General features: G+C 35.6%; 6 protein-coding genes. All 6 read left to right on the top strand.

From position 1 onward, the window contains the following. The first annotated feature begins 19 nt into the window (after window positions 1-19). The 6 genes from G8761_RS24025 (at window position 20) to G8761_RS24000 (ending at window position 15452) form a co-directional block, all read left to right on the top strand. Window positions 20-3322, top strand: a complete 3303-nt coding sequence (locus G8761_RS24025; RefSeq protein ID WP_166030478.1) for a TIM-barrel domain-containing protein — start codon at window positions 20-22, stop codon at window positions 3320-3322. Between the two features lie 70 nt (window positions 3323-3392). Beyond that, window positions 3393-7256 carry a TIM-barrel domain-containing protein gene (locus G8761_RS24020; RefSeq protein WP_166030477.1) on the top strand — a complete coding sequence of 1288 codons (3864 nt, stop codon included), beginning with the start codon at window positions 3393-3395 and terminating at the stop codon, window positions 7254-7256. A 767-nt stretch (window positions 7257-8023) separates the two neighbouring features. Continuing rightward, entirely contained in the window at window positions 8024-8551 is a 528-nt protein-coding gene (locus G8761_RS24015; protein ID WP_166030476.1) for a hypothetical protein, read from the top strand. 26 nt (window positions 8552-8577) lie between these two features. Beyond that, on the top strand, window positions 8578-13899 hold the full coding sequence (locus G8761_RS24010) for a DNRLRE domain-containing protein (protein ID WP_166030475.1): 5322 nt from the start codon (window positions 8578-8580) through the stop codon (window positions 13897-13899). A 16-nt stretch (window positions 13900-13915) separates the two neighbouring features. Next, window positions 13916-14272 (top strand): hypothetical protein, encoded by a 357-nt coding sequence (locus G8761_RS24005; RefSeq protein ID WP_166030474.1) that lies wholly within the window; start codon window positions 13916-13918, stop codon window positions 14270-14272. 604 nt (window positions 14273-14876) lie between these two features. Beyond that, window positions 14877-15452, top strand: coding sequence for a nucleotidyltransferase family protein (locus G8761_RS24000; protein ID WP_166030473.1), 576 nt, complete (start codon window positions 14877-14879; stop codon window positions 15450-15452). Window positions 15453-15642: the final 190 nt, after the last annotated feature.

Raw genomic sequence — 15642 nt, 5'->3', positions numbered from 1 at the left:
CATAAAGGAGTGAGAAAAAGTGAGAAAGAAATTATTTAAAATTCCATTTAAAGGTTTTGTGGTTTTCGTTTTTATTTTTATGATTTTTGCTCAGTCCGCATTTGCAATAGATGGAGTATTTCACAATCCCTTTGGATGGGATGATCCTTATAACATTCAACCAACTGAAATATCACCTCACGACCCCATGGCAGGAGATAATGTTATTATTCATATTACTACTTGGCCGATTGAGCCTGGACAAACCGCGTGGGTCACTTGGACTAAGAATGGTGTGGAACAACCTGTGGTAGGAGCCGCGTGGGATTACAACTCAGGAAATAATTCTTACTGGAAAGCTAACTTGGGCAGTTTTGCTAAAGGCGATGTTATTACTTATACAGTTCACGGTAATAAAGATGGGACTAATCAAAAAGATATTGGACCTTATACATTTAAGGTATCAGGATGGGAATCAATTAAAAATATTAGCTCTTTTAACAATTACACAAATCATGTGGTATTTAATGCTGTGCCTAACACAGGGAGTTTTTCTCCTAAAATCAATATCTCTTTTACGTCTGACGATGTTTTTCGGGTACAGCTTTCTCCTAACGGTTCAGGTACCTTAGCTACAGGATTAAGTAATTATACAGTAACAGACAATGCAACAGAAACATGGATTAATACGCCAAAAATTAAAATAAAAATGACTAAGAATCCGTTTCGAATGGACGTTTACAAACCAGATGGTACCACTTTAATTACGAGAGAATATGACAGTTCGCTAAATCGTAATATGGCATGGGCCACCGATGGTAGTTCTTCAATTACCAAAGTGGAGGATCATTTATATTCAAATTCAACAGAAGCTATCTTCGGTTTAGGCGAACACTATGACCAACTAAACAAAAGAGGCCAAACAGTTCAAAACTATATCTATAATCAATATAAAAACCAGGCTAATGGCGACAAGACATATATGTCCATTCCCTTCTTTTTAAATTCTGGAGGTTATGGAATATATATTAATTCTACCTATTACTCTAGTTTTGATTTAGCAAACTCTCGATCTGATATGTTGGGTTTTACTGTGAATACTGGAGGCGCTTCTAATTCATTGCTTGATTACTACTTTATTGGCGGAAGTGACTTGAAAGGAGTTGTCAGCAATTATGCAAGTATCACATCCAAGCCTAAAGCGATTCCTAAATGGGCTTATGGCTTATGGGTATCAGCCAATGAATGGAGCAATCAATCCAAAGTAGATAATGTTGTAAATAATTTAAACTCCTATCAAATTCCTGCAAGCTCCTTGGTTTTAGAACAGTGGAGTGACGAGAATACCTTCTATATTTTTAATGACGCACAATATACACCAAAAACAAATGGTCAACCATTTAATTACACAGATTTTACCTTTCCAAGTACAGGCCGTTGGCCTAACCCAAAGCAAATGACCACCAATCTTCATAATAATGGACTAAAAATAATATTATGGCAGGTTCCAATTGAAAAATATATTACAGGAACATATGCACAGAAGGATAATGACGAATCTTACATGCTACAACAGGGTTATGAAGTAAAGGACGATAAAGGTAGTGCATATCGGATACCAAACGGTTCAGGATGGTTTGACAATAGTTTATTACTTGATTTTACGAATCAGAATGCAGTTAATTGGTGGATGTCACAACGTTCCTATCTTTTTGATGGAGTTGGGATTGATGGATTTAAAACCGACGGCGGCGAAATGGTGTGGGGACGTACAGCTACGTTTTCTAATGGAAAAAAGGGAGACGAAATGCGGAATGAATACCCAAATGATTATATTAAAGCCTACAACAATTTCGCAAATACAAAGACCAATGGAAATTCTGTAACACTTAGCAGATCAGGTACACAAAATGCTCAACAAAACCAAATTTTTTGGGCAGGAGATCAAGAGTCTTCATTTTCTGCTTTTCAACAAGCAATGAAAGCTGGTCTATCCTCGGGTATATCGGGAGTACCATATTGGACATGGGATATGGCTGGATTTAGCGGAGACGTTCCTACAGTAGAATTGTATAAACGTAGTTTTGAAATGTCTGCTTTTGCTCCAATTATGCAATTTCATTCAGAAAAGGCAGATCCTAGCCAAAACAATGGATACAGTGCTGAAAGAACACCTTGGAATATTCAATCACGTTATGGGGACACATCCGTAATACCGCAGTTTACCAAATATGCAAATATTCGTTACAATCTTTTACCATACATTTTCAGTGAAGGAACTAAAGCCTCGAATACTGGGGTTCCAATGATGAGGGCATTAGCTTTAGAATATCCAAAAGATTCAGAAACATATAATCTTACATCAGAATATATGTTTGGAGATAATTTGTTAGTTGCACCGGTAACCAACCAGGGGGAAACATTAAAAGATGTTTATCTTCCTGAGGGTGATTGGATTGACTTTTGGTATGGTGCCCAACGTCCTGGCGGCAGACACATCACATATAACGCAGATGTAAATACCATTCCAGTGTTTGTTAAAGCAGGCAGCATCCTTCCTCTGAATTTAAATTCTCAGTATGAACTTGGAGGATCGATTGGCAACAGTATCACAAGTTATAGTAACTTAAGTTTCAGAGTGTATCCATATGGTAAAACCACGTATAACTGGAATGATGATGTTGGCGGGTCTGTTAAAACAATTACCTCAACAGAAGAATACGGTCTTGGAAAGGAAACTATTGATCTTCCATCGATTAATGTATCTAAAACATTGCAGGTATATACTACAAAGCCAACCACAGTAACATCAAATGGAACTTCTTTGACAAGTTATGCCTCACTATCCAGTTTAATAAATGCATCAAGTGGATGGTATTATGATACTTTACAGAAATTAACATATATCAAGTTAGCAGCAAGTACTTCCTCCCAATCTATTGTTTTAAACGGTGTTAATAAAGCCGAATATGAGTCTGAGTTTGGTGCATTAACAAACGTTTCAACTAATACCAATCATTCTGGTTATACAGGGTTCGGCTTTGTTGATGGATTTGCAGAAGTTGGCGATTCAATTAAATTTGATGTAACTACAAAAGCGTCAGGGAGTTATTCTATTAATTTGAGGTACAGCACTGCAGGTGGAAACGCATCAAGGGCCATTTATGTAAACGGAGTTAAAACTTCAGATATTATATTACCTCAAACTTCAAGTTGGGATATTTGGAGTATAGCATCAACAACCGTAAACTTAAACTCAGGTAAAAACACTATCAGTATAAGTTATGATAATGGAAATTCTCTAGGAATTAACCTTGATAACCTTGCTCTGATAGAACACTAAACAATTTTTGATTATTTTATAGGGGTGGGAAGGGAGGTATATTCTCCCTCCCAGAATATTATTCCGGAAGGTGAAAAAATTGAAGAAAAAGTTCGGGAAAATTATTTTTTCGACAATTCTTGCAATTGCATTGATTGTTCCTAGTTATACAATAGGGGGTAGTAAGTCGGCTTTAGCTTATGCAAGTTCCTTGGGAAATTTAATATCAAGCTCTGTTTCTGGTGATTCTTTAACTCTCACTATTGATAATGGAGCCGAGCCTAATAATGATATTCTTGTTATTCAAGCTGTTGAAAACGGTATAGCAAAAATTGATTACCGTCCAAATGGCATTGCGCCGAGTCCTGAAACACCTATGATTGACCCAAACCGTTCTTGGTCATCCGTTGGAGCAACAATAAACACTGCAACTGATCCTATTAAAATTACAACAACTAAAATGGTTATCGAAATAACAAAAAATCCCGTTCGTATGACAATAAAAAAAGCAGATGGAACTACAATGTTATGGGAGCCTTCTACAGGAGGGGTCTATTATGATGGAATTCGATTCCTTCATAACACTTCGGATAATATCTATGGCATTCGTAGCTTTAATGCATTTGAAGGCGACAGTTCAAGTAATCTCTTACGTAATGACAACAATCACCCTGCGCATGCTGGGGAACAGGGAGATTCAGGTGGACCTTTTATGTGGAGTTCTGCAGGATATGGAGTATTGGTGGATAGTGATGGAGGTTATCCTTACACTGAAAGTGCTACCGGCAAGCTGGAATTTTACTATGGCGGCACACCTACCGAAGGGCGTAGATTCACAAAACAAAATGTGGAATATTATATTATGCTAGGCTCGCCAAAGGAAATTATGAATTCCTTTTCAAATATAACAGGTAAATCACCGATGTTCCCAAAATGGAGCTTAGGATTTATTAACTTTGAATGGGATACAAACGAAAGTGAAGTAACCAATAATGTTGATACCTACCGAGCAAAGAATATTCCTTTAGACGCTTATGGATTTGATTATGATTGGAAGAATTACGGCCAATCTAATTATGGTGAATTTTCATGGAACACCTCAAATTTTCCTGATGCCTCAACCAATGCATTGAAGACAAATATGGATAATCGTGGTGTAAAAATGATAGGCATCACGAAGCCGAGAATTGTTACACAGGATATAAATCATAATTCGACTACTCAAGGGATTGATGCTGCCAACGGAGGCTATTTTTATCCGGGGCAAGCCCCTTATCAAGATTATTTTATTCCAGTACAAGTTGAAAGTATAGACCCTTATAATCCCAATGAGCGAACCTGGTATTGGAATCATTCAGTTGATGCTTTTAACAAAGGCATTGTGGGTTGGTGGAATGATGAAACTGATAAAGTATCCTCAGGATCTACAACCTATTGGTTCGGTAATTTTACAACTTCTGGTATGGCGCAAACCATGTATGAAGGACAACGGGCTTTAACGAATAATACAAAGAGAGTCTGGCAGACTTCGCGTACCTTCTATCCAGGAGCACAAAGATATGCAACATCACTTTGGTCCGGAGATATTGGCATCCAATATAATAAGGGGGACCGTATTAATTGGGCTGATGGTTTACAAGAGCAACGTGCAGCAATGCTGTCTACAATTGATAATGCACAACCAAAATGGGGAATGGATACAGGAGGATTTAATCAAGCAGATGGAACAATAAACAATCCTAATCCCGACTTGTACACGCGTTGGATGCAATTTAGTATGTTGACTCCGACATTCCGTGTGCATGGGAATAATCATCAGCAACGTCAACCATGGTACTACGGTATGACAGCTGAGGAAGCAACGAAAGAAGCAATTCAAATGCGTTATTCACTTCTCCCTTACATGTATTCCTACGAGCGGGATGCCTTTGAAACTGGTAATGGTTTAGTTCATCCGCTATTTTTTGATTACCCAACAGATTCAAATTTAAAAGATTACAAAGATGCATGGATGTTTGGGGATTCGCTATTAGCTTCTCCAGTAGTTGATAAACAACAGACAATAAAAAGCATTTATTTGCCTTCTGGAACGTGGATCGATTATTTTCGTGGTACACAATACAATGGAGGGCAAACAATACAATATTCAATAAATCCAGATAGCCTTACTGATATTCCCCTTTTTATAAAGAAAGGGGCAATTATACCAAAACAAAAACCTCAGGATTTTGTTGGTCAAGCTGCCGTTACTAACGTGGATGTTGATGTGTTTCCTGATACAAAAGCAACATCATTCACTTACTATGATGACGATGGTGGTAGTTATAATTATGAAAATGGTGGATATTTCAAACAAAAGTTGACAACACAAGATCTCGGTTCTAACACATATTCCTTCACTTTAGACCCGAAAACTGGAAATTATATCTCGGATTTGAAGACTTATATCATAAAAATGCATGGGAATGCTGGAACTGGAGTTACCAATAATGGTGTGTCAATGAACTATTATTCGGATATCAATGTACTTCGTGCAGCAACAGGAGAAGGTTGGACGAAAGGGAAGGATATTTATGGAGATGTCACGTATGTGAAGGTAACGGCAGGAGCAACTTCATCAAAAAACATTTCAGTAACCGGAAATTCTCCAGTTTCATCGACGGCTATGTCATATGAAGCAGAAGACGCTTCACTCTCAGGTGATTCAACTGGAACAAAAGCTTCTATTAATACAAATCATGCGAATTATTCGGGAACAGGTTTTGTTGATGGATTTTCCAATAAAGGTGCTGCTTTAACTTTCTATCCATCTGTTAAAGTTGGCGGTGATTACAATGTTTCTCTCCGTTATGCAAATTCAACTGGTTCCGATCAAACAATAAGTATTTTGGTAAATGGCAAAAGGGTTAAACAAACGTCATTGAAAAACCAAGCAAATTGGGATACATGGTCAACACAGACTGAAACCATTCCGCTTACAGCAGGTAACAATATTGTTACCTATAAATATTATAGTGATGCTGGGGATACGGGAAATGTAAATATTGATAACATCTCAGTACCATTTTCTCCCTCTGTTCAGAAATATGAAGCAGAAAGTTCAAAACTAAGCGGAGGAGCAGCAGTTAATAGTAATCATTGGTTCTATTCAGGAACGGGCTTTGTTGATTCTCTTACATCCGCAGGCAGCCAGGTTAGATATACTGTTGACGTACCTACAGCCGGAAACTATCAAATAGCATTACGTTATGCCAATGGAACAAATTCATCAAAGACAATGAGCACTTATGTCAATAATAATAAAATCGGGCAAATAAGCTTCTCAAGCCCAAGCGGAAATTGGAATGTTTGGCAGGATAATATCCAAACTCTGTCACTTAATGCTGGAACGAATACGATTGATTTTAAATTTGATACAGGCGACAGTGGGAACATAAATATAGATCGTCTTCTTATTTCAACATCATCGCCCGGTACACCAGTGTCTGAACAGAATTTACTGGATGACTCTAACTTTGAGAGAGATCCTGCACAACCAAATAATTGGACAGAATGGCATCCAAGCGGACAAAGCGTAGCATATGGAATAGATAGTGGATCTGGTGGAAATCCCCCTGAATCACCATGGAACGGGGACAAACGGGCCTATTTCTATTTAGCTGGCGCCTACCAAGAGAGCATCCATCAAGTGATAAATGTTCCAACTAATAATGCATACTATAAATTTGAAGCATGGGTACGCTTAAAAAATACAACACCTACAACAGCCAGGGCTGAGATACAAAACTTCGGTGGAACAACAATTTATTCTAATATTAGTAACAATGGAACATGGAAATATATAAGTGTTAATAATATCTACGTTACTAATGGGCAAATTGATATTGGCTTTTATGTTGATTCACCTGGAGGAACTACATTGCATATTGACGATGTACGGTTAACTAAACAGTAAAGTGTCATCAAATAAACTAGAAAACAGAAGGAGCACTTCTTGCTTCTTCTGTTTATTTTTTCATGTTAAGAAACTCGTGTTAGGGAACCGCTTAAGCAGTCCTTCTTGCAATTTATATGCTTATTCAATTATTCGTATAATATAAATTAACGCTTAAACAAACTTAGGTCCAAAAACGTCTAAACCCTTGGTGTACAAGGGGTTGGACGTTTTTTATATTGAGTCATAATTAACGTAAAGAAGGATTAACGCTTATTATACGAATTAACGCTCATTTAACACCTAAAAACGGCAAAAAAGCTTTGGAAAATTGGCGGTAAGATGGACAAAAGACATGAATACCAGGAAGCTATTTAAATGAATTCTAAACTAAATGTTGCCAAATTTACTTCTCTATTGAACACGGTTCGACAATTATTTAGGTAATTGTTGGAAAATTAAGAAAATAGGAAATTATGCTTATTTTTGTTTGGTTTATACCAACTTATAATATATTAGAATTTACAGAAAATAACAGAAGAAAAAAGGAGTTGAGTGAAGAGATATTACAATTTCGTTTTTCAGTTTTATGAGAATTAGGGATCAGTACAAGTTTATCAGATAGAATGCTTTTTTAAGAAGATGAAATCTTCTTATGTTTACTCTCAGGGATTAGGGGGCCTAAAAGCAGGAGATTACCTTTACAAATAGAAGCGTAATAATTCAATTCATTAAAATTAATTTTTATACCAATAAAACAATAAATTTTAGAAAAATGGGGTTTAAACATGGGCAATGTAATAAAAAAAACAACTTCTATTCTCTTATCAGTTGTATTAGTCATTTCGCTAGCACCTTTTCAGATAAATGCAACAACTGTTAGTGCTGATCACCTTCCATCTCAATTTCAATCTCCTCCATCTGGATCAAAAAATATCGTGGGAGAAGATTTGAGTAAGAGGGAAGAAAATATAAAACATTTTTTATTAAAGGATCATACATACGAGGCAGATGTGTATCCCTTTCCAGTTCATTATAAAACGGATGGACAATGGAAAGATATTGATAACTCTTTAAGCGAGAAAACGGATAGTGAAACCAACGATAAAGTATTAGAAAATAAAGAGAATATGTTTAAAGTTCATTTTGCTGAAAAGACTAACAAAAAAGAACTTGTAAAAATGAAAAGTGGTAATTATACCTTAGGTTGGAACCTTGATGATACTCAAGATTCCGAAGCAATGAAAGATAGGGTTTCTATTCCTGGTTATGATAGCCTTACAGACAACGAAAAAAGAGAACCCTACAAAAGCTAACATCTTCTGTTACCTATCCTGAAGTCATGTCGAATACAGATTTACAATACAAGTTAGTTTCAGGAAGTGTGAAAGAGAATCTTATTTTAAAAGATGTTCCAACCGTCTCTCAATATTCATTTCATTATAATCAAAAAAATTTAAAAGCAGAATTAAAAAATAATACAATTAATTTTTATAGTGTAAGTAATCCAAAGCAAAAAATATTTACCATTAATGCTCCTTATATGTACGACCAAAAAGGTGAAGAATCCACTGCTGTTTTGTTAGAACTGCAAAATAATGGAGAACAATATCAGGTAATTATAAAACCGGATATGAATTGGTTACAATCATCGGATAGAAAATACCCGGTTGTCATCGATCCCACAGTTGAAACATCATTAAGCCCAGACAAAATTTTTGATAACCATGTTTCCCAAGGTTATCCGACAACGAATTACATGTTAAGCAGCATGGTTAAGGTAGGGGAAGGCTCTTCTTCTGGTAATAACCGAACATTTATAAAATTTAACTTACCTACTATTTCTTCAGCAAACGTGATTACAAATGCATCTCTTAATTTAACTTTAGATAGTGATAACACAGCGGGCACCCAGGTAAACCTCCATAATGTAACCCAAAATTGGGATTCAAATACCATCACATGGAATACCCAGCCAACCTATGATTCTAGTAAAGTACTAGATTATCAAATGGTACAAGGAAATACCAATTCCTCTTTCCTTTGGGATATTACCGGAATAGCTAAACAATGGTATTCCAACCAACCAAACTATGGAGTGATGTTAAAAGCTTCTGATGAACCAGGAAACTATACAGAGTTTTATTCCTCCGATGTTTCCAGTGCTTATGCAGCGTACCGTCCAGTTGCTACCTTTGATTATGTCAATAATAGTGGACTGGAAGACTATTGGACTTATCATTCTCATGATATCGGTCGTGCTGGTACAGGGTATATAAATGATTATTCCGGAAATCTTGTCTTCACCCACGATGATTTAAGCATGAATGGAGAAAGAATGCCTGTATCCATTAACCATGTTTACAATGGCAATGACCGATTAATCGATAATCAGTATGGTTTAGGCTGGCGATTGAACTTAAGTCAAAAAGTAGAATACGACAGTACTTTAAATCAGTATTTATATACTGATGAAGACGGGACAAAACACTATTTTAATTTGGACAGTACAACGAATATCTATAAAGATGAATCTGGATTAGATTTGACAATGGCCATCGATTCATCTTCCAGCACTGAAAAGTATAAAGTAAAGGACAAATCTGGCAACCAATTAAGCTTCAATTCTTCCGGCTATCTAATGTTTATTAAAGATAATAATAACAATAAAATTACTTTGGGTTATTCGGGAAATTATTTAGTCAATGTAACGGATGGTGCCGGAAGGCTAACGACAATAAAACGTGATCCAACCAGTAACTATTTAACTCAAATTATTGATCCTAGTGGGCGGATTACTTCCTATACTTATACAGGTTCGGATCTAACAAAAATTACTTACCCGGATGGAAAGTACAGTCAGTATACCTACGATTCCAATCATAATTTAACCGAAGCAAAAAACTTCGATGGATATCGAATCGACTATACGTATTATACGAATGCCCCATACCGAATTCAAAAATCAACTGAATCCAATATTGATAGCAACCAAGTCGTAACGAGTGGTCAATCTCTGCAGTTTACGTATGGAAATAACACAACGTCCTTTGTTGATAATAAAGGCAGAAAAGAAATTTACCAATTTAATGACAGTGGTCAAACCGTTAGCACAAACGATGCAGACGGTAATGGGCAATATTTTAAATATAAGACGAGTGGAACAAATGTAAATAAAATTTCAGCAGCTTCAAAATTGCAAAAAACCACTCTCAATTATTTGCTAAATCATAATGCTGAGACCAGCGATTATTGGGTAGCTGGCAATGATGGGGGTACGGGAACAGCTGGTTTTAGTACAGACTATAGCTATGTAGGCAATCAAAGTATTAAAATAACGAAATCAGATAATATCAGTAGACAGTATTCAACAGAGACAACATCACTGACAAAAGGGAAAACGTATACTTTTTCTGCTTATGTCAAAGCCTCCGGTGTTTCCAGTACAAATGGAAAAGGCGCGGTTATTAGTATTTATTATCACAATAGTACAGGAGTTTGGCAGCAAATTGATTCGAATTATGTGAATGGAACCAAGGATTGGCAAAGGGCACAGGTAACTTTTACTTTACCAACTGACGCTTCTGATGGAACCGTATTAACAAGATTATCACTGTGCCAAGAAACCGGGACGGCTTACTTTGATAGTATGCAATTAGAGGCAGGCAACATTGCGAATCGATATAATTTAGTGGAAAATGCAGATTTTTCCTATGGATCCACGACTCCTAGCTATTGGAATCAGGTTACGGGAAGTGCTTCATCCAATTTATATACCACTGTTAGCGGCGTACCATCTAGCCTTGATAGCAAGGTGTTCGGTATTGCTGGTAACGCTAACGAACTCAGAAATATCAATCAAATTATTAAAGTAAAAGGAAAAAAAGGTGATATCTTTACCATTGGTGGCTGGTCGAAAGGGGATACGGTTCCTATCACAGACTCAAGCAGGTACTATGCTTTGGATCTAAAAATCAAAAGAACGGATGGAACCTATCAATATATCGTTGTTCCCTTTAATCAGGATTCCTCAGATTGGCAGTACATTTCAGATATTGCAACAGCTGATAGCGATTATACAGAGGTTACTATATATGCTATCTATCATCATAATCAAAATACAGCCTATTTTGATGGGCTCCAATTATATCTTGAACCATTTGAGGATGAATATAGCTACGATAGTAATGGTAATTTAATCAGCACCCAAAACGTAAAACAGGAACAGTCATCTTTTTCGTACAATTCAACTAATGATCTAACTAAATATACGGATACAATGGGGAATGCAACCAATCTTACCTACGATAACAACCATAATATATTAAGCGCTGTTTCTCCAAAAAATATCGTATCAAGTTTTACTTATGATTCGTATGGTAATAAAACTTCGACTTCAATTAAAAGTTCTGATGGAACCTTATCCGTGGATAACAGCACGACTTATACGGCAGATGGGAATTATGTTGCTTCCACAACTGATGATTCAGGAAATGTGACTGCAAATAATTATGATTTAATGAAAGGAACATTAAAGGATAGTACGGATTCTAACAATAATAAAACAACATATTCTTATGATTCGAATACAGACAAAATGCTTTCCGTATCAAAAACAGCGGATCAACAAACAGCAACGAATAACTACCAATATCAAAATGATTTATTAAGCTCCATTACGCAAAACGGTAGTACGACGGGATTTCAATACAATCTTTTTGGAGATAACACTCAAGTTAATATAGGCACCAAAAATTTAGTAACCAATAACTATGACAATGCTACTCATTTATTACAAAGCACCCAATTTAATCAAGGGGATAAGATTTCTTTTGGTTATGATAGCTCCGACCGTATCATTTCCAAATCCTTAAACCAATCACCGATTCCGAATTTCCGCTATAGCTACGATAATAATGGAAATCTTGGGATGCTTACAGATAATGAAAATAGCTTAACGTACCGTTATGAATACGACTTACTTAATCGCTTAACGAGTGCAAAGGATACTTTAGGTAATAGTTTTCAATTTACCTATAATCCAAATAGTCAAATCACATCTCATCAATTTAATACGCCAAGCAGCACGTATACCACTTCATATTCTTATGATAGTGAGGATAATCAGACATCTGTTTCTTATAACCAGAGTAAAATAGACTTCACATATGATACGTTAGGTCGTTTACAGAAAAAGATTATTAATCTAACAAGTGGTAACTATGCAACATCGTATACCTATAAACAGGGCACAGCATCCGGAAAGACAACATATTTAATCGATACTTTTACCAATGGCACCAATAGTCCTTACTCCTATACAAATGATAAAATGGGAAATATTAAGACTGTTACGCAAAATGGAAAAACCATTACATATAAGTATAATGAATTAGATGAATTGCTCCGCGAGGACAATGCAATAAACGGACAAACCTTGGTATTTACCTATGATGTGGGAGGAAATATCAAAACCAAAAACATCTATTCTTATACGGACCCAACGCAAACACCTGCGAACCCGGTAAAAACGTTTACTTATAACTACGGGGATACGAATTGGCATGATTTGTTGACGTCAATTAATATCACCACATATACGAATGGCACACCAACAACCGTTACAACGACAGTCGTGTATGATCAAAATGTTATAGGAAATCCCACATCATATGATAATAATACACTAGCCTGGACATGGGGGAGACAGCTAAAAAGCTTCTCAAATACTAATAATAATATTTCTTATTCGTACAATGATGACGGGATTCGAACTAAAAAGGTTGTTACGAATAAACAAACAAATGGTACAGTTACAACCAACTATATTTTGGATGAGGACAAGGTTGTCTTCGAATCAGATGGCACTAACAATCTTCATTATACTTATGATAGCGAGGATAATCTTTTAAGTTTGAATCTTAACGGTAATGAATACTACTATATTTTCAATGCTCAGGGAGATGTTATTGGTCTATTAGATGGAAGTGGGAATCAAGTCGTAACATACCAATACGATGCTTGGGGAAACAATGCTTCGATTAGCGGAACTTTAAAAGATACTATTGGTAAACTAAACCCTTATCGCTATGGTGGTTACCGATATGATTCAGAAACAAATCTTTATTACTTGCAAAGCCGTTATTATAATCCGGACTGGGGAAGGTTTATTAATGCAGATTCTATTACTGGAAGTGTGGGAGACCTCCTCACTCCAAATATGTATGCATATTGCCGGAATAATCCAGTAAATAATATCGACCCAACTGGACTTTGGGATGATCCAAGGCCAACTATGACTATATTAAAAGGTATAGGGAGGGGAGTATCCTCTGCTAGCCGATATTTGTGGAAATCGGGTAAAAAGGTTATACAAAAGCTAAAGCCTTCTAAGGGTACGGGTAAAGTAAAAATACCATCAAGCCCTAAAAACTTTAATCCTAAAGGTTTAATCAAAAAGGAATATAAAAATGGTGAGATAATAAAATGGGTTGATCCTAAAACTAAAAAGGCTTTATTTGAGTGGAATAAAGATTTAAAATATGGGGATCATTTCCATATAACCCCTGATGGAAAAAATAGACTAATACATCCCGAAACAGGTGACACTCATTTATGGCCAGGTAACTCAATTCCGAAAGAATACCAAAGATATTTCAAGTAAAGGATTGGATAGTTATATGCAAAATTTATCTATTAAATTTAATAATTTAACAAATGAAGCTAATAATTTAGATTTACATGATGCTGAACTAAGAGATATTTATTGCAGTTATGACCTACATGAGATAGAAATACCTGTGATAATTGACACCCCTAAAAAAAGACAAATAAAATCAAAGTTAAAATTTATTGGAGTTCTTAACTTTAACTTAAGTTTTCTAGAGCCTTGGGGACCAGGAATTTATATTAATGAAATGAAAATTTCTGAAGGGGAGGGCAATTTCAATAAGAACATTAATTGTGAAATACTTTTAAATTCAGGAGATAAGATTAAAATTATTTCTAGTGAAATAATATATTCAGAAGGTGTTTGAAATAATAAATATCTTCAATGTTAAAAAATATACTTTGTATCAGCTATGTTTATAAATGTATAGTTATTTATAGAGCAAAAAAAATATTAGATTAATATTAAACCTTGATTGGCTATTTATGCCTTTCAGGGTTTTTGTTATTTAAAGCCTTTAATTAAAAATAATCTTATAATTTAATCATAAGCCCATGATGGAATGAGAAATTCGAGCTTGGTTGCGCTGACTTAATATGAAAAAAGCAAAACTTACTACTCGATCTATATTTGCACTCGAGAATGACGAAGCTCAAGATGCTAAAAGCGGAACCCTACAGTGCATAAAGCAAATGAACAAATGGAAGTAAGGATATTTGAGTAGAACAAATCGAAAAGGAGTTAACTATTCGTATAATATAAATTAACGCTTAAATAAACTTAGGTCCAAAAACGTCTAAACCCTTGGTGCACGAGGGTTTAGACGTTTTTTTATATTGAGTCATATTTAACGTTAAGAAGGATTAACGCTCTTTTTGTTGAACTAACGTGGTAGTTTAGTGGAGGCAGGAAATAATTTTTACTTGCCGAATAATAGCGATATAAAGCAATGGGATACTTAGGAGAAAAATATGAATACATATGAAGAATTATTAGTTAGAACCATTTTGAAGAATGAACCAATAAGAAAAGTCTTACTAACCCTAAAAGATTTAAACTTTCCATTTGAATACTATGTTGGTGCAGGCTGTATAACAAATACTATTTGGAATGATATCTCTGGTTATCCGCTTGACTATGGCATTTCTGATATCGATATAGTTTATTTCGACGAGTATGATTTGAGTTCAGATAGTGAAAAGGAGCTTAAACAAAAATTGAAAAGTAAACTTTTGGATTATCACTTTGATTTTGACGTTAAAAATCAAGCAAGGGTACACCTTTGGTATGAAAGCAAATTTGGATTTCCGATAAAACCTTACTCCTCTCTTGAAGCAGCAATCGATAGCTGGCCAACCACTGCAACCGCCGTGGGTATAAGAGTAGAGAAAAATGGTTTATTTAAGATTTATGCACCTTACAATTTAGATGATTTATTTTCGATGGTAGTAAGGCCAAATAAATTGCTAGTTACTAAGGAGATTTTCGAAAATAAAGCCAACAAGTGGAAGAAAAGATGGCCGAAACTCCAGATTATCCCTTGGTAAACGAAGCACAATTAGGGTAATGTAATCAAGTTTGTGAAGGATTGTACTTAAACTATAGGGGGCTTATGTGGAAGATGGGGTTGCTGCGGCAATCCTTTTGTAGTTGAACTAAAGGGCAGGTTAGTTGTATTTAGAAATAACAACCTTTCCTTATTATATAAGGGGATATTTTTATTAGCACTCGTATACT

The sequence above is a fragment of the Neobacillus terrae genome (assembly GCF_011393025.1).
GTDB classification, from domain to species: Bacteria; Bacillota; Bacilli; order Bacillales; family Cytobacillaceae; genus Neobacillus_A; species Neobacillus_A terrae.
This window is presented reverse-complemented; position numbering and strand designations above follow the sequence as displayed.

Bases quoted from the DNA above. Each gene is read 5' to 3' on its own strand.
- G8761_RS24015 (WP_166030476.1), top strand. From the start codon at position 8,024: ATGGGCAATGTAATAAAAAAAACAACTTCTATTCTCTTATCAGTTGTA.
- G8761_RS24010 (WP_166030475.1), top strand. From the start codon at position 8,578: ATGTCGAATACAGATTTACAATACAAGTTAGTTTCAGGAAGTGTGAAA.
- G8761_RS24005 (WP_166030474.1), top strand. From the start codon at position 13,916: ATGCAAAATTTATCTATTAAATTTAATAATTTAACAAATGAAGCTAAT.
- G8761_RS24000 (WP_166030473.1), top strand. From the start codon at position 14,877: ATGAATACATATGAAGAATTATTAGTTAGAACCATTTTGAAGAATGAA.